The organism is Rhizobium sp. BK379 (genome assembly GCF_014193955.1).
Taxonomy (GTDB): domain Bacteria; phylum Pseudomonadota; class Alphaproteobacteria; order Rhizobiales; family Rhizobiaceae; genus Rhizobium.
Genome location: NZ_JACIAD010000009.1, coordinates 82,474 through 102,161 on the forward strand (window position 1 = coordinate 82,474; position 19,688 = coordinate 102,161).

A 19,688-nucleotide genomic window follows, 5' to 3' on the forward strand; every position below is an offset into this window, starting at 1 on the left:
GCTCCAAGCGCCCATCTTTCCGAGGCACGGCAAATCCGCTAAGCCTCTGCTCATGATAATACCGCCCTTTCTCAAGATCGATCCCGCAACCCGCCATGTCTCGCTCGACGGCAGCGACCCGGCCTTCTACGGCAACCCGAACGCGGTCTATGCCGCGCTCCATGCCCATTGTCCCACCTTCTACTGGGAACAGCAGAAGCAGTGGTTCGTCACCGGCTATGATCATGTAAACGGGCTGCTGCGCGACCGCCGTTTCGGCCGGCAGATCCTGCATATTGCCAGCCGCGAGGAGCTCGGCCTTCCCGAGCCCGAACCGCATATCGCCGCCTTCGATCTCGCGGAGCGCTATTCTCTGCTGGAGCTGGAACCGCCGGAACACACGCGGCTGCGTACACTCGTCAACCGCGCCTTCGTCTCGCGCCATGTCGAGAAGATGAAGCCGGAGCTGGAAGAACTCGCCAACCGGCTGATCGACGGCTTTGCCGACAAGGGCGAGGTGGAGCTTCTTGCGACCTTTGCCGATATCATCCCGGTGACGATGATCGCCCGCATGATCGGCATTCCCGAAGACATGGGGCCGCAGCTCCTCAAGTGGTCGCATTCCTATGTGCGCATGTACATGTTCGGGCGCACCCGCGCGGACGAAGATGCCGCCGAGCAAGCAGCACGGGAATTTTCCGACTATGTGAAGATCGTCATTGCCGAGCGCCGGGCCGAACCGCGCGACGACCTGCTGACACATATGATCCATACCGAGCACAAGGGCCAGTACCTGACGGAAGACGAACTCGTTTCGACGACCATCGTGCTGCTCAACGCCGGCCATGAGGCAACGGTCCATCAGATCGGCAATTCGGTGCGCGTCATTCTGGACAGCGACTACGATCCGGCCGAGCTTTTCCGTGATGAAACCGCCACCGAGCGTACCGTCGAGGAATCGCTGCGCATTGGCGCGCCGGTCCACATCTTCCAGCGATGGGCGCTGGAACCCGCCGAGATCGACGGCATAGAGTTCAAGCGCGGCGACAAGGTGAGCATGATCCTGGCCGCCGCCAATCTCGATCCGGCGAAATTCAGCGATCCCCTCGCCTTCAAGCCCGACCGCAACGAGGCGCCCAATCTTTCTTTCGGCGCCGGCATCCACTTCTGCATCGGCGCGCCGCTGGCGCGGCTGGAGCTCAATGTCGTGCTGCCGATCCTGTTCAAGCGCCTGCCGGGGCTCAAGCTTGCGAAGACGCCCGTCGTCAAGGACGTCTATCATTTCCACGGCCTCGACCGCCTGGATCTCGCCTGGTAAGCCATTTTTCCGATATCACGAAAGAAACGGCCGGCATGCTCATCGCATGCCGGCCGTTTTCGTTTCCGCAGAGGGAATGTCGTATCAGCCATAGCGGCCGGTGATATAATCTTCCGTACGCTTGATCTTCGGCGACTGGAAGATCTGCGTGGTCGGGCCATATTCGATCAGCTCGCCGAGATACATGAAGGCGGTGTTGTCGGAGATGCGGCTTGCCTGCTGCATGTTGTGGGTAACGATGACGATCGTGAATTCGCCCTTCAACTGCGCGACCAGCTCTTCCACCTTGGCAGTCGAGATCGGGTCAAGGGCCGAGGTCGGCTCGTCGAGCAGCAGAACTTCCGGACGCAGTGCTACCCCGCGGGCAATGCAAAGACGCTGCTGCTGGCCGCCGGAAAGGCCGAGACCGCTGCCCTTCAGCTTGTCCTTCACCTCATCCCAGAGGGCGGCCTGACGCAACGCCTGTTCGACGCGGACATCCATGTCGGCCTTGTTGAGGCGCTCGTGATGGCGAATGCCATAGGCGATGTTGTCATAGATCGACATCGGGAACGGCACAGGCTTCTGGAAGACCATGCCGACGCGGGCGCGCAGCTCGTTCATCGAGAAGCTCGGGTCGAGGATGTTCTTGCCATCGAGCTTGATCGAGCCGGTGGCGCGCATCTTCGGATACAGCATGTAGATACGGTTCAGGATGCGCAGCAGCGTGGACTTGCCGCATCCCGACGGACCGATCAGGGCCGAAACCTGGCGCTCAGGGAAGCTCAGGCTCACATCCTTGATGGCGTGGGCATCGCCGTAATAGAAATTGACTTTCTCGAGAGCGATCTTGTCTTTGGCCATCGGCTTTTCCGACTTGCTGGCGGCGTCGAAAGTGTCTTGGGACTGAAGCATCATTTCCCACCTTTTCGGTTCAGGACGGAGCGCGATACGACGCTCAGGATTAGAACGACGGCCGTCATCACGAAGGCACCGGCCCACGCAAGATTCTGCCATTGCTCATAGGGGCTCATGGCGAACTGGAAGATTACGACGGGGATGTTCGCCATCGGCTGCGACATATCGAGGCTCCAGTACTGATTGTTCAGAGCCGTGAACAGCAACGGCGCGGTCTCACCGGAAATGCGGGCGATCGCCAGAAGGATACCGGTGAGGATGCCGGTCGACGCGGCGCGATAGAGGACGTTGACCGTGACCTTCCAGCGCGGGATGCCGAGCGACAGGGCTGCCTCGCGCATCACGTCAGGAACCAGCCGCAGCATCTCGTCGGTCGTGCGCACCACGACCGGCAGAAAGATGAAAGCCAGCGCGATGCCGCCGGCAAAGCCGGAGAAACGTGCCGTTGGGCGGACAACCAGCTCATAGACGAACAGGCCGATGATGATCGAGGGCGCCGAGAGCAGGATGTCGTTGACGAAGCGAATGACCTCGCCGAGCTTCTTGCCGCGGGCGAATTCCGACAGGTAGGTGCCGGCGAGCACACCAATCGGAGTGCCGATGACAACAGCAAGCACGACCATCAGCAGGCTGCCCATGAAGGCGTTGGCGAGACCGCCGCCATCTTCACCAGGCGGCGGCGTCATTTCCGTCAAAAGCGTGGGGCTCAGGGCGGACAGGCCGTGGATCAGCGTTGTCCAAAGGATCCAGACGAGGAAGACGAGGCCAAGCACGGTGGCGATGCCGCAGAGCGTCAGAGCGATGGCGCTGCTGAGCTGGCGCCGACGGTAGAGCGAACCGGAATAGGTAGCCATGATTACTCTCCCCTCTGCTTTGCCATACGCACCAGCATCAGCTTGGCAGCAGCCAGGACAATGAAGGTGACAACGAAGAGGATCAGGCCGAGTGCGGCGAGTGACGACCGGTAGAGGTCATCCGACGCCTCTGCAAATTCGTTGGCAAGCGTTGCGGCAATCGAGGTGCCAGGCTCCATCAGCGACACCGCGATATTGTGAGTGTTGCCGAGAACGAAAGTGACCGCCATGGTCTCGCCGAGCGCACGGCCGAGGCCGAGGAATATGCCGCCGACAACGGCTGTGCGGGTATGCGGGATGACGATGTCGCGCACCACTTCCCACTTAGTCGAGCCCAGCGCATAGGCCGATTCCTTCAGCTGTGCGGGGACGACGAGGAAGACGTCGCGCATGACGGAGGAGATGAAGGGGATGATCATGATCGCCAGCACGATGCCCGAGGTCAGCATGCCGATACCGAGCGGAGCCCCCGAAAACAGCGCGCCGATCAGCGGGATCGGGCCGAGCCAGTCGATCAGCACCGGCTGGATGTAATCCGACATGAAGGGCGCGAAGGTGAAGAGACCCCACATGCCGTAGATGATCGAGGGGATGCCGGCGAGAAGCTCGACAGCGCCGCCGATCGGGCCGCGAACGGAGCGTGGCGCAACTTCGGTGATGAACACCGCAATACCGAGACTGACGGGAACACCTATGATCATGGCGAGTGCCGAGGTCACCAGCGTGCCGTAGATCGGCACGAGACCCGCGAACCGCTCGGCAACCGGGTCCCATTCAGTGCCGGTCAGAAAGCCGAAGCCGAACGTGCGGAAGGCGAGAAGCCCGCCCATGGCCATGGAGACCGCCGCTGCCAGCAGGGCGAAGAGAACAAACAGGCCGCAGCCCAAAACTATCCAAAAGAAAATACGATCGCCTGCGGCGCCGTCGCGGCGCTTCACGCCCGCGATGTCGGCGGGCAGCGATGCCAATGCTTCGCTCATATCCGTACGCTCTGCTGCTTTGAGGGGGTGTCAAAGGCATTTGGGGCGGAAAGCAAAGCTTCCCGCCCCAACCGCAGTTTCGTCAGGATCAGCTCTTGAAAGAGGCCGTCCAGTAGTCTTCGATCTGCTTCACGAGCGTGTCCGGAAGCGGAACGTAGTCGAGCGAGGACGCTTCCTTCTGGCCCTTTTCGAGAGCCCACTTGAAGAAGGAGAAAGCAGCCTTGGAGCGCTCGGCGTCCTTCGGCTCCTTGTACATGATGGCCCAGGTGGTTGCCGTGATCGGCCAAGCCTTTTCGCCCGGAGCGTTGGTCATGATCAGGTAGAAGTCCTGGGCCTTGCCCCATTCTGCGCTTGCAGCGGCGGCCGAGAAGCTCTCGGCATTCGGCTTCGGATACTGGCCGGCAGCGTTCTGAACGAGAACGAAGGGCAACTTGTTCTGCAGAGCATAGGCGTATTCGACGTAGCCGATGGAGTCCTTGACGCGGGTGACGTATGCGGCAACGCCTTCGTTGCCCTTGCCGCCGATACCGACCGGCCAGTTGACCGCGGTGCCTTCACCAACCTTCGACTTCCAGTCCGGGTTTACCTTCGAGAAGAAGTTCGTCCAGTTGAAGGACGTGCCCGAGCCGTCCGAACGGTGAACAACAGCGATCTGGCTGTCGGGCAGCTTCAGGCCCGGGTTCAGGTCGGCGATTGCCTTGTCGTTCCACTTGGTGACGTTGCCGAGGTAGATGTCGGCGAGAACCTTGCCCGAAAGCTTCAATTCGCCTGATTTGATGCCCTTGACGTTGATGACGGGAACGATACCGCCGACAACCAGCGGGAACTGGCCGAAGCCGCCAGCGGTCAGGTCTTCCGGCTTGAGCGGAGCATCGGAAGCGCCGAAGTCAACCGTGGCAGCCTTGATCTGGGCAATACCGCCGCCCGAACCGATCGACTGGTAGTTCAGCTTGTCGCCGGTTTCCTTGTTGTAGTCCGCGGACCACTTCGAAAGGACCGGATAGACGAAGGTGGAGCCAGCGCCGGTAATGTCAGCGGCGGAGGCCGAGACTGCCAGAGCGGCAACCAGGCCAGCGCCGAGGCAGGCCGAAAGAAGTTTCTTGGTGAGCATTTGCAACTCTTCCCTGATGGAACTAGAGGACGACGAGGTCCGGCGCCATGGAGGGGGTGTCCATTGTCGAGAGCGCTGAATTTCCTCGTCACGGGAAGGCGGGCTAGGCGTCTATTATTACAGTTTGATGACAGCCGGAGGCAGGCGCCGCGACATGCAAAGCTGTGCATAAGCCGCTGAAGGCACTGACTTTCAGAATGAATCGCGCGTTAACAGGGCCTTACCGAAGGAGGTGCGGCCCTATTGCCGCAGGGCTGCGGTCGATTGCCGCAGCAATGCCTGAAAATGTCGCTTTCAGACGTCGAAATGTTTCAGGGACCAGACGACAGCAAGGGTGTGCTAGCGCGATCTGCCTGGCATCACGCTGCATGCTCCCGGAGCTTGCTGGATATGTCGAGTGCCGACATCGGTTTTCCGATCAGATAGCCTTGCAATTGATCGCAGCCCGCCTCCCGCAGGATCTCAGCCTGGTGCGCATTTTCGATGCCTTCCGCGGTGACAGGAATCTGTAGCGCGGTCGCCAGGGAGATGGTTGCCCGAAGTACATCGGCACCATTCGAGCTTTGGTCGAGGGCGGATACGAGCGAACGGTCGATCTTCATTCGATCAAACCCGAACTGCCGCAACGCGCCGATGCTCGCATAGCCGCAGCCAAAGTCATCAAGCGCGAATTTTATGCCAACCTGTTTGAGATGATCTATCGACCGGCGGGCCTGGTCCGGATTTGTCATGAGAACGCCTTCGGTGATCTCCAATGTCAGGCGCTTCGGATCGAAATCGAGGCCCTGCAGGAGCGAGATCACTTCGGCGGCGAATTCCGGATTGCAGAGCTGAACCGGTGAAACGTTGACCGACAATGCCAGGCCTGGCCAGTTCTTGGCATGCTCGATCGATGTTTTCAGCATAAGGGCGCCAAGCGCATCGATGAGGCCGCACCTTTCGGCGAGCGGAATGAAAATCTCCGGGCTTATGTTTCCTGTCGGAGTTCGCCAACGCGCCAGTGCTTCAAGGCCCGTGACAGCGCCTGTCGCAGCAGAGACGAGAGGCTGGAAAAACGCCTCGATCACACCATCGCTGATGGCGCTCTTCAACAGAGCTTCCATTTCGGCGACCTTCTGGCGCTCCCGATCGAGCTCCGGGTCGTATTCGATCGCTCGGCCCCTGCCATTTTCCTTGGCGCGGTAAAGCGCCATATCCGCCCTGCGGAGAAGCTCCAAGGGCGGTAGGTCTCCGTCAAGCGCGGCAGCGCCGATGCTTGCGCCAACTTCGATCGTCCGCCCATCGATTTTAAAGGGCTCGGCGAACAGCGCCAGAATAGTCGCTTCTATCTCTCCAGGCGCGGCAGACCCAATCTGCACCAGCGCAAACTCGTCGCCTCCCAACCGGGCTGCAGCGACGACTTCAGGGTGGCAGGCGACCAGGGCGTTCGAAACGATCCGGATAAGGTCATCGCCGACCGCATGCCCCCATGCGTCGTTGATAGCCTTGAACCCATCGAGATCGACCAGATAGAGCCGGGGCTGCGCAAGATCAGTGCCCTGCACTTCTTCCAGCAGTGAGAGAAGCCCTTGCCTGTTCAACAGGCCGCTCAGGCTATCGTGGTTCGCTTCGAAAATCGCTGCTTGTGCCAATTGGCGCAGGCGCCGCGCCTCGGAAGCGCCCACCAGAAGAACACCCCCCAGGAACATCACAAGGATAATGATGGCGGCCGATATGTAAGGATAGACCTGGTGAAACACGGCGCTGCCGGGCGCTTTGCTCGGCCAAACAAGATGACCGATGACACCGCCCTGCATGTCCGTGATGGGGGTGTTCAGCAGGCCCGGCTCCGGCGCGGTCGCAAGGTGCAATCCGTCGAGTTCGTGTTCGTCCGAAAGAATGTCCAGAACTTCCGGCGTGAGATCCTTGTAGAGGCTCAGCACACTCAGCTTCGGAAGTTCGCCTTCTGCGGTGAAAGGCTGGATTGCCTGCGATACGACTAGCGCGATGCCCGTTTCGGTCCGGATGAAATTGACCACCGGCGCCTGTCCGGCATCGGCAGCCTTGTTGATCTGCTGGAAAAAGCCCTCGCCGAAAAAGGCGCTCGGCTGGAAAGGCTTACCTTTGGCATATGCGGAGACGATCGAAGATTGATCGGGGCCGATTACGACCGCGCCGTCATAGAGCGGGTAATCCGCGGTAGTTTTACCCCAGTTTTCATAGGCCCAGTCTGCCGCGCCTGGAGACGAGATCGCCTTATAGGCATCATCCCATACGGCGTTGTCCGTGGTTGTCGCACTCAAGCGATTGACAAGAGCTGCGATCGCCGCGCTGGCGGCGCGCGTGGCCCTCGCATCGTCGATCTCGTTTGCAGATCGTGTCATCGCGACGACGACATGGGCCATGAGGCCTGTCAGCGCGAGAGCGACGACAAGGAAGCATACGGTTGTCGCAATGATGGAAGACGTCTGAGACCGACCGCGTCTACGCGCAAGATTCGACGACATGCAAATCCCGAAAAGATGAATTGCAAGGGCATGTCTTTGGTGACGGCAGAAGACATCATGTCCGCAATGCGCTGCAGATGAGCTTTAGCACTTGATGATGTAGGCACTCTTAATAAGAAGGATCAAAAACCTTCTACCCGACCCGGCGCTCAGACCTTGATCACATAATCCTTACGAGTCGTTTCAACGACTTCCCAGGTTCCTTTAAAGCCCGGCCTCAGGATAAGGCGGTCGCCGGCCCTGAGATGGACCGGCTCGCCGCCATCCTCGGTCACGACCGAATAGCCGGAAAGCAGGCTGAAATATTCCCACTCCTCGTAGACGATCCGCCACTTGCCGGGTGTTGCCTCCCAGATGCCGGCGTAGAGGCCGCCCTCGGCCTCCTCGAGATTCCAGGTGCGAAATTGCGGATTACCCGAAATGATGCGTTCGGCCGCGGGAGCGCCGACTTCCGGTTCGACGCCGCCGATATCGAAGGAGATCGCGTTTGCCATGGTCAGCCTTTCCTTCAGTGTCCTTCGCGGCAAGGATTAAGCACAAAAAGAGCACATCGGCAGAGCCAAAACTCGCCGCCCATCGCCCCGACTCTATTCGAATCGCACGCTGATCCTATGGCTGTATCCCAGCAAACGCAGGTCGCAAAATTACAAACCTTGCTGCGGAGGACACTCCGTGTTCTTCGCCTGGCGGGTCGCCCAGCCGCAGTATTAGCACAAATTGATATATGTCCGGGAGCGTTGCTCTATGTGAAAATGCGTCCCCTAATCCCACAAGGGAGGCATCCATGAAGCCTTTTTGTGTCGCACTGACGATTTGCCTGTTGTTCGGGACGTCGGCAAGTCACTACGTCTCCCTTCCAGGTTATGCGTTCAGGACAGACCCGACTTGCCACCGCACCGTCTCTAAACTCCAGTTCGACAGGAAATGCGATTGGCCGAGAGTCGGAATAAAAGACTTTTCGCAGCCGAACCAGTTTGGCCTGGGGCTCTGAATGGTCCGAGATTTTCGTCCGATCGGACGAAAGCCGCGTCCGAGTCTATTCCACCCGGACGCTGATCCCATGGTTGTATCCCGACAAACGTAGTCTGCAAAAATACAAGCGTTGCGAGGGACGCTCAGATCTTCGACAGCGACTGCTCGAGGTCGGCGATGATGTCCTTCACGTCCTCGATGCCAACGGAGAGGCGCACCACGTCCGGTCCGGCGCCTGCGGCGACCCTCTGCTCGTCGGTCAGCTGCCGGTGCGTGGTGGAGGCCGGATGGATCACGAGGGAACGCGTATCGCCGATATTGGCGAGATGCGAGAAGAGTTCCAACCCCTCGACCAGCGCCTTGCCAGCCTCGTAGCCGCCCTTGACGCCGAAGGTGAAGACCGAGCCGGCGCCCTTGGGTGAATAGCGCTGCTGCAGGGCGTGGTTCGGGTCATCTTCGAGGCCGGAATAATTCACCCAGGCGATCTTGGAATGCGCCTTCAGCCATTTGGCAACATCAATCGCATTGTCGCTATGACGCTGCATGCGCAGCGGCAGCGTCTCGATGCCGGTCAGGATCAGGAAAGCGTTGAAAGGCGAGATGGCCGGGCCGAGGTCGCGCAGGCCGAGCACACGGCAGGCGATCGCGAAGGCAAAATTGCCGAAAGTCTGGTGCAGCACGACGCCGTTATATTCCGGCCGCGGGCTGGAGAGCATCGGGTAATTGCCGGTCTTCGACCAGTCGAAGGTGCCGCCATCGACGATGATGCCGCCCATGGAATTGCCATGGCCGCCGAGGAACTTGGTCAGGGAATGCACGACAATATCCGCACCGTGCTCGATGGGCCGGATGAGATAGGGTGTCGCCATGGTGTTGTCGACGATCAGCGGCAGGTCGTGACGATGGGCGATTTCGGCGATCGCGGCAATATCGACGAAGGTGCCGCCCGGATTGGCAAGGCTTTCAATGAAGATCGCCCGCGTCTTGTCGTCGATCCTGCTCTCGAAATCACTGGGATTCTCAGGGTCGGCCCAGCGTACCTGCCAGCCGAAATTCTCGAAGGCATGGCCGAACTGATTGATCGATCCGCCATAGAGGCGGCGGGCGGCGACGAAATTTTCGCCGGGGCGCATCAGCGTGTGGAAAACGACCATCTGCGCTGCATGACCGGAGGCAACTGCGAGCGCTGCCGTGCCGCCTTCAAGGGCTGCGACGCGTTCTTCCAGGACCGCCTGCGTCGGGTTCATGATGCGGGTGTAGATATTGCCGAATTGCTGCAGGCCGAAAAGGGCTGCGGCGTGGTCGGAATCGTTGAAGACGAAGGCCGTGGTCTGGTAGATCGGTGTAATCCGCGCGCCGGTCGCCGGATCGGGTTGCGCGCCCGCATGGATCGCCAGCGTGTTGAATCCCGGATCGTTTTTGGCCATGTCGTCCTCCCGTACAATTGTTGACGGGCGCGATCATAGCCGCTCGAACATGAAAGTTAACCGCGATCTTTTTCAACCGCGGCGCGTTCCGGAGAAAATCCGTTCTGCCTGACAGCGTCAGCCGAAAAGACGCGGATACTCGATTGCCGGGCAGCGGTTCATGACGACCTTGATACCACCGGCTTCGGCCTTTGCGGCGGCTGCATCGTCGCTCACGCCAAGCTGTGCCCACACGACCTGCGGGCGGGGATCAAGTGCCAATGCCTCGTCCACCACCCCGTCAAGATATTCGGATGCGCGGAAGACCTCGACCATGTCGACCGGTTCGGGGATGTCGGCAAGACGTGCGTAAACGGTCTGCCCGTGGATCTGCTTGCCCGCCTGCCCCGGATTAACGGGAATAACCTTGTAGCCGCGCGACAAGAGATAGCCCATGACACCATTGCTCGGCCGGGCCGGATTGGGCGAAGCTCCCGTCAGCGCGATGGTTTTGACGGATTTCAGAATACCGGAGAGATAGTCGTCGGCGTAGGCATCATGGTTCATATCTGCTGTCTCCTGGAACTGGATCTCACAGTCGCGATTCATTGAAACCGGCGGCCCGTTTGCGCGTATATATAGGTGCCGGAAATCTAAGGGAGAAATTGTGCCATGAAAAAAATCGCCGTTACCCTCGCGCTTGTGCTCGCCGCCTCGCCGGCGCTTGCGATCTCGCGCTACAATCCGCTCACCATGAGCTGCCAGAGCGTGCGCGCAGCGATCCATAATCAAGGCGCAGTCATCTTTCGCTACACTTCACCCCGCGGCCTTCCTCTCTACGACCGCTATGTCCGAAACAGCAATTACTGTGATGCGACCGACTATGCGGAATGGACGAGCATTCCCTCAAAGGACAACCCCAAGTGCCGGGTGCTGAACTGCCAGAACATAGACAACCTGGACGGGATGTTCTTCATTCCACACTATAATCTCTAAGCGAGCGTTCATTCGGAATTTTGAATATTATCGATCCTTTCGCATCTGCGAAAGGACTCGTCGTTCAATCTGTAGATACAAAATATCTCAAGAAACTCGCTTTGATTGTAAATTTATAACCATTTCAAAGTTATAGAATAATGTCTACATTTCAGCAGCATAGGATTGTCGACATTCTCTCGCCATGGCTGAACTTCACCTTTCATACATAATTTGATCACGATATGTTCATGTGTCCATTAGTAACATCTCATAGTTGTGTGAGATAAGCGGAATTGAACGTATTTCGAGCGCACGCAGAAATTGCCACATCAATGGGCAATTGTTCGCTTCATCGATCCATGCTATTGAATTTGGACCGTGTGGAGTACACCTTGCAGATCAAATCGCGCAAACACAGGTTGTTATTTCAAGGCGGGCTCAAACGGGAAAGCTGTGATGGTTTCCCATATTTTGCTGCAGTGCTCCCGGATCATTCACCTTGCCCCTCGACGTTATTCTTCTTGTCCTTTTCGGTGCGCTTCTGCACGCGACATGGAATGCCATCATCAAAGCCGGCAAGGACAAGTCACTTGATGCTGCGCTGATCTCTGCAGGCGGCGCTGTTGCCTCGCTGCCATTCCTGCCGTTGCTTCCCCTGCCGCAGCCCCAGGCCTGGCCGTTCATCGGCGCTTCCGCGATCCTGCAATTTGCCTATTTCCAGCTGGTGGCCGCCGCCTACAGGGCGGGCGATATCGGCCTCGTCTATCCGCTGATGCGCGGCGCAGCGCCCCTGCTCATCGTCGCCACCAGCGGCTTCATCCTCGGAGAGCATCTGACGGGTGGAGCGCTTGCCGGAACCATGACGATCTGCGCCGGCATCCTCACCCTCGCCTTCGAAGCCCGCCACGGCAGCCGTCACGCGATTATGCTGGCGCTGATCAACGCCTGCGTCATCGCCACCTATACCTATGTGGACGGCATCGGCGCCCGGCTTTCCGGCAATGCGATTTCCTACACGCTGTGGATGTCGCTTCTGCCGCCGGTTCTCCTCTTTGCCTGGGCGATTTCGCAGCGCGGCCTCGTAACTGTCGCCACTCACGTCAGGCGAAACTGGTGGCGCGGGCTGATCGGCGGCACGGGCTCGATCGCCTCCTATGGCCTGGCACTCTGGGCAATGACGAAGGCCCCGGTCGCGACGGTGGCGGCGCTGCGGGAAACCGCCATCCTGTTCGCACTTGTCATCTCGGTTCTGGTGCTGAAGGAAAAGGCCAGCGTCTGGCGCTACCTCGCCGGCATCATCATCGCGCTCGGCGGTCTGATCCTGAAGCTCGCCTGATCATTCGCCCTTCCATTCGGGCGTGCGCTTTGCAAGAAAGGCACCGATGCCTTCCTGCGCATCGCCGGTCAGCATGCTGTCGACCATCACGCTTGCGGTGTAGTCGTAGGCTTCCGCGATGGGCATTTCGAGCTGTCTGTAAAAGGCTTCCTTGCCGATCCTCAACGCCTCCGGCGACTTCGAGGCAATGACGGATGCGTATTTGCTGACCACCTGGGTGAGGTACTGCTTCGGTACAATGCGGTTGACCAGACCGAAATCCTTTGCCGTCGAGGCGTCGATCGTCTCGCCCGTCAGCAGCATCTCCATCGCCTGCTTGCGGTGGGCGGCGCGCGAAACGGCGACAGCCGGCGTCGAGCAGAAAAGCCCGATATTGACGCCCGGCGTGCAGAAGGTGGACGTATCCGTGCAGATCGCAAGATCGCAGCTTGCGACGAGCTGGCAGCCTGCTGCCGTCGCGAGCCCATCGATCTCGGCGATGACCGGCTTCGGCAAACGACTGATCTCGAGCATCAGATCGGCGGCTAGTGCAAAGGTTTCTTCGAAGAAGGCGACCCCATCGTCCTCGTCGGCGCGGTGCGCAGTCAATTCCTTCAGGTCATGACCGGCGGAAAAGACATTTCCGTTCGAGGCGATGACGACGATGCGTACGTCCTGGTCATCTGCCGCACCCTGCAGCTCGCCCATCAGCGTTTCCATGACTGATATAGAGAGAGCATTGGCCGGTGGATTGTTGAGCGTCAGGCGCAATATGCCGCCGGAAAGCTGGCGAAGCACGAGGGCGCCCTCGCCCGAATTGTTGTTGTCCTTGCGGAAGGATACGATCTCGGCCATGGCATGTTCCTGTGCTGTCTGTATCCGTCCTTGTGCCACAAGGGTGGGGCGATTTCGAGCCGAATACGACAGTGCGGGACTTTGCGGATGCGAAACTTCCTGTTTTCGGGCGCACTAAAGTGAGGTATCACTATACCTCATGTTTAACCCGTTGTTTTTTCTATACTATTTTTCCAGTCGCCAGAATGGCTTGTATTGACCGGCTTATCGATTGCCGCTATAAGCCGCGCCGGAAATGCAGCCTTTGCGGGCTGCTTTCTTTTTTGGTCTGTCTTACGACCGACCAACCAAGCAACAAGAAACGCCCCATCGCCTTCGGGCACGGGGATCCAAGAGAGAGTAACAACTATGGCAACCTTCTCCCAGAAGCCTGCAGAGGTGGAGAAGAAGTGGGTCGTCATCGACGCCGAAGGGCTCGTCGTTGGCCGTCTCGCTTCCGTTATCGCTATGCGTCTGCGTGGCAAGCACAAGGCAACTTTCACGCCTCACGTTGACGACGGCGACAATGTTATCGTCATCAACGCTGACAAGGTCGTTTTCACCGGCAAGAAGTATTCCGACAAGGTTTACTACTGGCACACCGGTTATGCCGGCGGCATCAAGGAGCGTACTGCTCGCCAGATCATCGAAGGCCGCTTCCCGGAGCGCGTCCTCGAGAAGGCTGTTGAGCGCATGGTTCCCCGCGGCCCGCTCGGCCGTCGCCAGATGAAGAACCTGCGTGTATACGCCGGCCCGAACCATCCCCACGAAGCACAGCAGCCGTCCGTCCTCGACGTCGCCTCGCTGAACAAGAAGAACGTAAGGAGCGCCTGATAAATGGCTGACCTTTCCTCCCTGAAGGATCTCGGCACGTCGACTGAAGTAGCAGCTGCTGCTCCGGCTCACGTCCGCAAGGTCGACTCGCTTGGCCGTTCCTACGCGACCGGTAAGCGCAAGAACGCCGTTGCCCGCGTATGGGTCAAGCCGGGCTCCGGCAAGATCATCGTCAACGGCAAGGAATTCGCGGAATATTTCGCACGTCCGGTTCTGCAGATGATCCTGCGCCAGCCGATCGTTGCTGCTGCCCGTGACGGCCAGTTCGACATCATTGCAACCGTCGCAGGCGGCGGTCTCTCCGGCCAGGCCGGTGCTGTTCGCCACGGTCTGTCCAAGGCCCTCACCTACTTCGAACCGGGCCTGCGCTCGGTCCTGAAGAAGGGTGGCTTCCTGACCCGCGACAGCCGCGTCGTCGAACGTAAGAAGTACGGTAAGGCCAAGGCCCGCCGTTCGTTCCAGTTCTCGAAGCGCTAATCGCTTTCGGACATGCTTTCATGGAAAGGCCGGGTTTTCGCCCGGCCTTTTCTTTATTCCGGCTTGTTGAAGAAGGCTTCCAGCCGATATCCATCAGGATCGATGATGAAGGCGGCATAATAGAACTGGCTATAGTCCAGGCGGATGCCCGGTGCGCCATTGTCCTCGCCACCATTGGCAAGTGCTGCGGCATAGAAGGCGTTGACGGCCTCCTCACTCGTGGCGACGAAGCAGAAATGCAGCCCCGAGCCGCGATCGGCCGGCACCGGGCGCTCCACTTCACTCACCCAGAAGGCAGGCCTCTCGGTGCCGTATCCCATCGTTCCGTCGAAATTCGACAGCCGTTCATAGCCGAGCGCCGCCAGTGCCGCATCGTAAAACTGGCGCGATCTATCGAGGCTTTTTACCCCGATTGAAATGTGGTCGAACATTGCTCGTGGCTCCTTCCTGGTTTAGTCGGCGCAGCTTCTTGGAAGCGGTTTGCGAAGTCAACGCGCCACTCGCCTATTGTCGCCGGTACTGCCGGCTGTTAAAGCGACGTCAGATTTCAGACCGGACAAGACAGGACCTGACATGGGAGCCACCCCGTCCGCAGACAGATGGGCCGCAGCAACCTTTTGAAGTTGTTGCGGCATCTGTCCAATCAATCCAGACTGCGATGAGAAGGCAGATCGCCGCCGGATGAACTCATTCGAGCGGATGAATAGCTATGCCTTCCCAAAACAGGAACTGGACTTGCTCCCTGCCGGCAGCGCTGCTGCTTCTGGCGCCCTTCGATATCCTGGCCTCGCTTGCCATGGACATCTACCTCCCCGTCGTTCCGACGATGCCCGAAGCACTCGGCACATCGGCGACAGTCGTTCAACTGACCCTCAGTCTCTACATGCTCATTCTCGGCGCCGGACAAATGCTCTTCGGACCCCTGTCGGACCGGATCGGCCGGCGTCCGGTGCTGCTTGGCGGCGCGCTGCTGTTTGCGATCTCTTCGCTGTTGCTCGCAGCCACTTCGTCGGCCGCACTGTTCGTCGTGCTGCGCCTGCTTCAGGCCGCCGGCGCGTCGGCGGCGCTTGTAGCGACCTTCGCAACAGTGCGCGATGTCTACGCAGCGAGGCCGGAAGGCGCCATCATCTACAGCCTGCTTGGCGCGATCCTCTCCTTCGTGCCGGCGCTCGGACCGATCGCCGGCGCCGTGATTGCCGACCATGCCGGCTGGCGCGCCATCTTCCTGTTGCTCGGGGGACTGATGCTTGCGTCGGTCCTCAACGCTCTGAGAGGTTGGCACGAAACAAGGCCTGCGGCATCAGCCGCGACAACGATCAGCATGCGTTCAATCCTGACGAATGCGCATTTCTGGACCTACACGACAGGCTTCAGCGCGGCGATGGGCGCCTTCTTCGTGTTCTTTTCCATCGCACCTCGGGTGTTGATCGATCATGCCGGCTTTTCGGGTCTCGCCTTCAGCCTTTCCTTCGCCACGGCGGCAGCGGTGATGATCCTATCCGCACGCTTTGCCGGCCGCTTCGTCGCGCGATGGGGAATGGCCGGCAGCCTTGCCCGCGGCATGGGCCTGCTTCTTGTCGGCGCATTGCTCCTCGGCCTCGGCGAGGTGCTGCTTGCCCCCTCGTTCGCCAGCTTCGTCCTGCCGATGTGGGTGATCGCCGTCGGCATCGTGCTGACGACCGCGGTTACGGCAAACGGGGCGCTGGCGGCCTTTGGCCAAACAGCAGGAACGGCGGTTGCACTCTACTTCTGTGTCGAGAGCCTGATCGTCGGCTGCATCGGCACGCTCTTTGTGCTGCTGTTGGACGGCAATACGGCATGGCCACTCGCCGGCTATTGCACGGTGTTGGGTATTATCACCCTGTTTGCACTGTGGCGCATCCGCGCTCGCAGCTGATGCCAAAGGGCGGCGGAAAAGATCCGCCGCCTGGCTTGAAATGTGATTCCTTGAAATCTGGAGGAAGCTCGCCTACCCCTTCCTTCAGAGACAAGGAATCCGATCATGCCCTCTGCCAAACCCTCACCCTTCGCCACCACGCCCGAACCGCCCTATTACGTCGTGACCTTCTCGTCCGTTCGCACCGAGGGCGACAATGGCTATGGCGCCATGGCAGACCGGATGGCAGAGCTCGCGCTGCAGCAGCCGGGCTGTCTTGGGGCCGAAAGCGCGCGGGATGCCGATGGCTTCGGCATAACCAATTCCTACTGGGCCGACGAGGAAAGCCTGAAGGCCTGGAAGCAGGTCGCAAACCATCTCGCCGCCCAGCGCCTCGGCCGTGAGCGCTGGTACAAGCAATATAAGGTTCGCATTGCGCGGGTAGAACGCGCCTATGACTTTACCGCAGAGGAGCAAGCTTCCCATGGCGAATAAGACCATCGACCATGCCTTCACGGCGCAGAGCCTGACATCGGCCGCCTCCGATCCGACCTTTGCCGGCGCGCTCTCCTTCATGCGCCGCCGTTTCACCAAGGATCTGACAGGAGCTGATGCCGTCGTCTGGGGCATTCCCTTCGATGCCGCGACCTCCAACCGGCCGGGCACGCGTTTCGGGCCGCAGGCGATCCGCCGTGCGTCGGCGATCTTCGACAACGATCCGCAATATCCGTTTCAGCGCGACCTCTTCGCCGAGATGGCCGTCATCGACTACGGCGACTGCCTGCTCGACTACGGCAATCATCAGGATACGCCTGCAGCCATAGAGCGGCAAGCGAGCGCCATTCTCGACAGCGGCGCCTTCCTGCTCACCCTCGGCGGCGATCATTACGTCACCTGGCCGCTGCTGAAGGCGCATGTCGATCGCCACGGCCCGCTGGCGCTCGTGCAGTTCGACGCGCATCAGGACACGTGGCTGGACGACGAGCGCCGTATCGATCACGGCTCCTTCGTGGCCCGTGCAGTCCGCGCCGGCCTCATCGATCCTGACCGCTCGATCCAGATCGGCATCCGTACGCATGCGCCAGAGGATTTCGGCATCCACCTGGTCTACGGCCATCAGGTCGAAGAGATGAGCGCATCGGATATCGCTTCGACGATCATCTCGCATACGAAGGGCTCGCCTGCCTATCTGACCTTCGATATCGACTGCCTGGACCCGGCCTTTGCACCCGGCACCGGCACGCCGGTTGCCGGCGGTCCTTCCAGTGCAAAGATCCTTTCTGTGCTGCAGCGGCTGAAACAGCTCGATATCCGCGGTGCCGACGTCGTCGAAGTCTCTCCGCCCTATGACCATGCCGACATCACCGCCATTGCGGGGGCGACGGTCGCAATGTATATGCTGGGCCTCCACGCCGAACGGCGCGCGACGGCAGGATGACTGCTGTTATCAAATTGATTCAACTTCATGGCAAACTGATTCCGGAAACAATCCGAACTCACTGAAAGTGCAGGATAATCATGGCAGCAAAGATCTTCATCGATGGCGAAGCTGGAACGACGGGTCTGCAGATCCGCGAGCGTCTGGCGGAGCGCCGCGATCTTGAGCTGCTGTCGATCCCGGCCGAAAGCCGCAAGGACAAGGCGGTGCGCGCCGCGCTGCTCAACGAGGCCGATATTGCCATCCTCTGCCTGCCTGACGATGCCGCCAAGGAAAGCGTCAGTCTGATCGAGAACGATCGCACAAAGGTGATCGACGCCTCGACGGCGCATCGCGTCGCCGAAGGCTGGGCCTATGGCTTTCCGGAAATGAGCAAGGAGCAGGCGGGCGTCATCGCCTCGGCCAAGCGCGTCGCCAATCCCGGTTGCTGGCCGCAGGGGCCGATCGCCACGCTGCGCCCGCTGATCGAAGCCGGGCTCGTGCCTGCCGACTTCCCGGTCACGGTCAACGGCATTTCCGGTTATACCGGCGGCGGCCGTACGATGATCGAGGATTACGTCGCCAAGGGCGAAGATGCGCCCGAATACATGCCCTATGGCCTGAGCTTCAAGCACAAGCACCTTCCGGAGCTGCAGCGCTATGCCAAACTCGGACGCGTGCCGTTCTTCCAGCCGGTTGTCGGCAATTTCGCGCAGGGCATGGTGGTCACCGTTCCGCTACAGCTGTCGCATCTGCCCAAGGTGCCGAAGGGTGGTGAGCTGCATGCAGCGATCGCCGACTATTATGCCGGCATCGGGGGCTTCGTGGAGGTTGCCCCCTTGGAGACGTCAGAGCGCACCCCGGAACTCAACCCGGAAATCTACAACAACACCAACCGCATGCGCCTGCACGTCTTTGCCAATGACGATCTTGCGCAGGCGCTGCTCGTCGCGGTCTATGACAATCTCGGCAAGGGCGCTTCGGGCGCCGCAGTGCAGAACATGGACCTGATGCTGGGCGCCTGATATCGGGCATATCAGGCAGTTGCGTTAGACAGGGCCTCCTGCCCTGTCTCTCCCCCGAAATACGGAGCCTCATCGATGACGCTGGAAGCGCTGATGGCTGGCCTGCGCGCCTGGTTTGACGCCGCGCTGCCCGACCATGGCATCCCCGGGTTGATCATCTTCGCATTCGTTGCCGGCCTTGCGCGCGGGTTTTCCGGTTTCGGCGCCGCACTCATCTTCATTCCGCTTGCCGGTGCCGTCATCGGGCCCAAGCTCACCTCCCCTGTGCTGCTCGTCATCGACGGGCTTGCGACGCTTGGCATGATCCCGGGCGCATGGCGCGGCGCGGACAGGCGCGAGGTCTTCACGATGGCAGCAGGCGCCGCTCTCGGTGTTCCCACGGGAACGGCAGTTTTGGCGCTCATGGACCCGCTTTTGCTGCGCTGGATCATCTCGGCGATCGCCATCTGCCTGCTCGCGCTGCTTGTCTCCGGCTGGCGCTATCATGGCAAGCCGATCGCTCCGCTCAGCGCAGCAATCGGCCTTGTTGCCGGTCTCTTCAGCGGCGCGGCACAGCTCGGCGGCCCGCCTGTCGTCGCCTACTGGCTTGGTGGTAAAAGCAACTTCACGCGTGTGCGCTCAAACGTCATCCTCTACTTTTCGATCTCCACGGTCTTCAGCTTCGTCAGCTATTATTTCGGCGGGCTGTTCGTCTCCACGGTTTTTGCGCTTACGATCGTCACGCTGCCTGCCTATGCCGCCGGCCTCTGGGGCGGTTCGAAGCTGTTCGGGTTCGCCAAGGAGAGCACCTTCCGCGTGACCTGCTACATTCTGATCGCAGCCTCGGCGATCGGCGGCATGCCTGTGTTCGACAGTCTGCTTCGGTAGCCCCCGACATGATTGCCCGTCTGATATGAAAGCCTTACACTCTCCCATATGAGGGGAGCTAA

20 protein-coding genes are annotated in these 19,688 nt (G+C 60.0%); 10 read left to right on the forward strand and 10 right to left on the reverse strand.

The features are described from left to right. The first annotated feature begins 52 nt into the window (after window positions 1–52). Window positions 53–1,297 (forward strand): cytochrome P450, encoded by a 1,245-nt coding sequence (locus FHT93_RS30455; protein ID WP_183850937.1) that lies wholly within the window; start codon window positions 53–55, stop codon window positions 1,295–1,297. Window positions 1,298–1,381: 84 nt separating this feature from the next. On the opposite strand, the gene pstB is transcribed toward FHT93_RS30455, so the two are convergent. From pstB to FHT93_RS30495, 8 genes are all read right to left on the reverse strand, one after another. Beyond that, entirely contained in the window at window positions 1,382–2,194 is an 813-nt protein-coding gene (gene pstB, locus FHT93_RS30460) for a phosphate ABC transporter ATP-binding protein PstB (protein ID WP_183850939.1), read from the reverse strand. Further along, window positions 2,191–3,048, reverse strand: coding sequence for a phosphate ABC transporter permease PstA (pstA, locus tag FHT93_RS30465; RefSeq protein ID WP_018114589.1), 858 nt, complete (start codon window positions 3,046–3,048; stop codon window positions 2,191–2,193). Before pstA ends, pstB begins: the two co-directional genes overlap by 4 nt. 2 nt (window positions 3,049–3,050) lie before the next feature. Continuing rightward, window positions 3,051–4,028, reverse strand: a complete 978-nt coding sequence (gene pstC, locus FHT93_RS30470; protein WP_018114588.1) for a phosphate ABC transporter permease subunit PstC — start codon at window positions 4,026–4,028, stop codon at window positions 3,051–3,053. A gap of 88 nt (window positions 4,029–4,116) precedes the next feature. Then, the gene (gene pstS, locus FHT93_RS30475) at window positions 4,117–5,139 is read right to left on the reverse strand and encodes a phosphate ABC transporter substrate-binding protein PstS (protein WP_018114587.1); all 1,023 of its coding nucleotides are present in this window, start codon (window positions 5,137–5,139) and stop codon (window positions 4,117–4,119) included. 359 nt (window positions 5,140–5,498) lie between these two features. Continuing rightward, window positions 5,499–7,625, reverse strand: a complete 2,127-nt coding sequence (locus FHT93_RS30480; protein WP_183850941.1) for a bifunctional diguanylate cyclase/phosphodiesterase — start codon at window positions 7,623–7,625, stop codon at window positions 5,499–5,501. A 149-nt stretch (window positions 7,626–7,774) separates the two neighbouring features. After that, complete coding sequence (locus tag FHT93_RS30485; protein ID WP_029869097.1) at window positions 7,775–8,119, reverse strand: cupin domain-containing protein; 345 nt, start codon at window positions 8,117–8,119, stop codon at window positions 7,775–7,777. Between the two features lie 621 nt (window positions 8,120–8,740). Next, a complete protein-coding gene (locus FHT93_RS30490) occupies window positions 8,741–10,024 on the reverse strand; it encodes an O-acetylhomoserine aminocarboxypropyltransferase (RefSeq protein WP_018114584.1) in 1,284 nt (427 codons plus the stop codon). Between the two features lie 117 nt (window positions 10,025–10,141). Next, entirely contained in the window at window positions 10,142–10,570 is a 429-nt protein-coding gene (locus FHT93_RS30495) for a CoA-binding protein (RefSeq protein ID WP_018114583.1), read from the reverse strand. A 105-nt stretch (window positions 10,571–10,675) separates the two neighbouring features. Between FHT93_RS30495 and FHT93_RS30500 the strand changes: the two genes are divergently transcribed. Then, entirely contained in the window at window positions 10,676–10,999 is a 324-nt protein-coding gene (locus tag FHT93_RS30500; protein ID WP_183850943.1) for a hypothetical protein, read from the forward strand. Between the two features lie 481 nt (window positions 11,000–11,480). Next, complete coding sequence (locus FHT93_RS30505) at window positions 11,481–12,317, forward strand: EamA family transporter (RefSeq protein WP_183850944.1); 837 nt, start codon at window positions 11,481–11,483, stop codon at window positions 12,315–12,317. Here FHT93_RS30505 and FHT93_RS30510 read toward each other — a convergent pair whose 3' ends face one another. Continuing rightward, window positions 12,318–13,151 carry an enoyl-CoA hydratase gene (locus FHT93_RS30510; protein ID WP_183850946.1) on the reverse strand — a complete coding sequence of 278 codons (834 nt, stop codon included), beginning with the start codon at window positions 13,149–13,151 and terminating at the stop codon, window positions 12,318–12,320. Between the two features lie 348 nt (window positions 13,152–13,499). Here FHT93_RS30510 and rplM point away from each other — a divergent pair, with 348 nt between their 5' ends. Continuing rightward, window positions 13,500–13,964, forward strand: coding sequence for a 50S ribosomal protein L13 (rplM, locus tag FHT93_RS30515; protein WP_018114579.1), 465 nt, complete (start codon window positions 13,500–13,502; stop codon window positions 13,962–13,964). Window positions 13,965–13,967: 3 nt separating this feature from the next. Continuing rightward, the gene (gene rpsI / locus FHT93_RS30520; protein WP_018114578.1) at window positions 13,968–14,441 is read left to right on the forward strand and encodes a 30S ribosomal protein S9; all 474 of its coding nucleotides are present in this window, start codon (window positions 13,968–13,970) and stop codon (window positions 14,439–14,441) included. A 53-nt stretch (window positions 14,442–14,494) separates the two neighbouring features. Here rpsI and FHT93_RS30525 read toward each other — a convergent pair whose 3' ends face one another. Next, window positions 14,495–14,872 carry a VOC family protein gene (locus FHT93_RS30525; RefSeq protein WP_018114577.1) on the reverse strand — a complete coding sequence of 126 codons (378 nt, stop codon included), beginning with the start codon at window positions 14,870–14,872 and terminating at the stop codon, window positions 14,495–14,497. Between the two features lie 272 nt (window positions 14,873–15,144). Between FHT93_RS30525 and cml the strand changes: the two genes are divergently transcribed. The 5 genes from cml to FHT93_RS30550 all read left to right on the forward strand — a co-directional run bounded on the left by cml (window position 15,145) and on the right by FHT93_RS30550 (window position 19,626). Further along, window positions 15,145–16,338, forward strand: a complete 1,194-nt coding sequence (gene cml / locus FHT93_RS30530; RefSeq protein WP_183851126.1) for a CmlA/FloR family chloramphenicol efflux MFS transporter — start codon at window positions 15,145–15,147, stop codon at window positions 16,336–16,338. 105 nt (window positions 16,339–16,443) lie between these two features. Beyond that, window positions 16,444–16,812 carry an antibiotic biosynthesis monooxygenase gene (locus FHT93_RS30535; protein ID WP_112544587.1) on the forward strand — a complete coding sequence of 123 codons (369 nt, stop codon included), beginning with the start codon at window positions 16,444–16,446 and terminating at the stop codon, window positions 16,810–16,812. After that, a complete protein-coding gene (gene speB, locus FHT93_RS30540) occupies window positions 16,802–17,755 on the forward strand; it encodes an agmatinase (RefSeq protein WP_112544589.1) in 954 nt (317 codons plus the stop codon). The genes FHT93_RS30535 and speB overlap by 11 nt, the downstream gene beginning before the upstream one ends. A gap of 80 nt (window positions 17,756–17,835) precedes the next feature. Next, window positions 17,836–18,759 (forward strand): N-acetyl-gamma-glutamyl-phosphate reductase, encoded by a 924-nt coding sequence (gene argC, locus FHT93_RS30545; protein WP_183850960.1) that lies wholly within the window; start codon window positions 17,836–17,838, stop codon window positions 18,757–18,759. A gap of 75 nt (window positions 18,760–18,834) precedes the next feature. Further along, window positions 18,835–19,626, forward strand: coding sequence for a sulfite exporter TauE/SafE family protein (locus FHT93_RS30550; protein WP_183850961.1), 792 nt, complete (start codon window positions 18,835–18,837; stop codon window positions 19,624–19,626). Window positions 19,627–19,688: the final 62 nt, after the last annotated feature.

Coding starts and splice junctions, on each gene's coding strand:
- FHT93_RS30550 (WP_183850961.1), top strand. CDS start 18,835: ATGACGCTGGAAGCGCTGATGGCTGGCCTGCGCGCCTGGTTTGACGCC.
- pstA (WP_018114589.1), bottom strand. CDS start 3,048: ATGGCTACCTATTCCGGTTCGCTCTACCGTCGGCGCCAGCTCAGCAGC.
- FHT93_RS30500 (WP_183850943.1), top strand. CDS start 10,676: ATGAAAAAAATCGCCGTTACCCTCGCGCTTGTGCTCGCCGCCTCGCCG.
- FHT93_RS30490 (WP_018114584.1), bottom strand. CDS start 10,024: ATGGCCAAAAACGATCCGGGATTCAACACGCTGGCGATCCATGCGGGC.
- FHT93_RS30510 (WP_183850946.1), bottom strand. CDS start 13,151: ATGGCCGAGATCGTATCCTTCCGCAAGGACAACAACAATTCGGGCGAG.
- pstS (WP_018114587.1), bottom strand. CDS start 5,139: ATGCTCACCAAGAAACTTCTTTCGGCCTGCCTCGGCGCTGGCCTGGTT.
- rplM (WP_018114579.1), top strand. CDS start 13,500: ATGGCAACCTTCTCCCAGAAGCCTGCAGAGGTGGAGAAGAAGTGGGTC.
- rpsI (WP_018114578.1), top strand. CDS start 13,968: ATGGCTGACCTTTCCTCCCTGAAGGATCTCGGCACGTCGACTGAAGTA.
- speB (WP_112544589.1), top strand. CDS start 16,802: ATGGCGAATAAGACCATCGACCATGCCTTCACGGCGCAGAGCCTGACA.
- pstC (WP_018114588.1), bottom strand. CDS start 4,028: ATGAGCGAAGCATTGGCATCGCTGCCCGCCGACATCGCGGGCGTGAAG.
- pstB (WP_183850939.1), bottom strand. CDS start 2,194: ATGATGCTTCAGTCCCAAGACACTTTCGACGCCGCCAGCAAGTCGGAA.
- FHT93_RS30480 (WP_183850941.1), bottom strand. CDS start 7,625: ATGTCGTCGAATCTTGCGCGTAGACGCGGTCGGTCTCAGACGTCTTCC.
- FHT93_RS30485 (WP_029869097.1), bottom strand. CDS start 8,119: ATGGCAAACGCGATCTCCTTCGATATCGGCGGCGTCGAACCGGAAGTC.
- FHT93_RS30455 (WP_183850937.1), top strand. CDS start 53: ATGATAATACCGCCCTTTCTCAAGATCGATCCCGCAACCCGCCATGTC.
- FHT93_RS30495 (WP_018114583.1), bottom strand. CDS start 10,570: ATGAACCATGATGCCTACGCCGACGACTATCTCTCCGGTATTCTGAAA.
- FHT93_RS30525 (WP_018114577.1), bottom strand. CDS start 14,872: ATGTTCGACCACATTTCAATCGGGGTAAAAAGCCTCGATAGATCGCGC.
- FHT93_RS30535 (WP_112544587.1), top strand. CDS start 16,444: ATGCCCTCTGCCAAACCCTCACCCTTCGCCACCACGCCCGAACCGCCC.
- argC (WP_183850960.1), top strand. CDS start 17,836: ATGGCAGCAAAGATCTTCATCGATGGCGAAGCTGGAACGACGGGTCTG.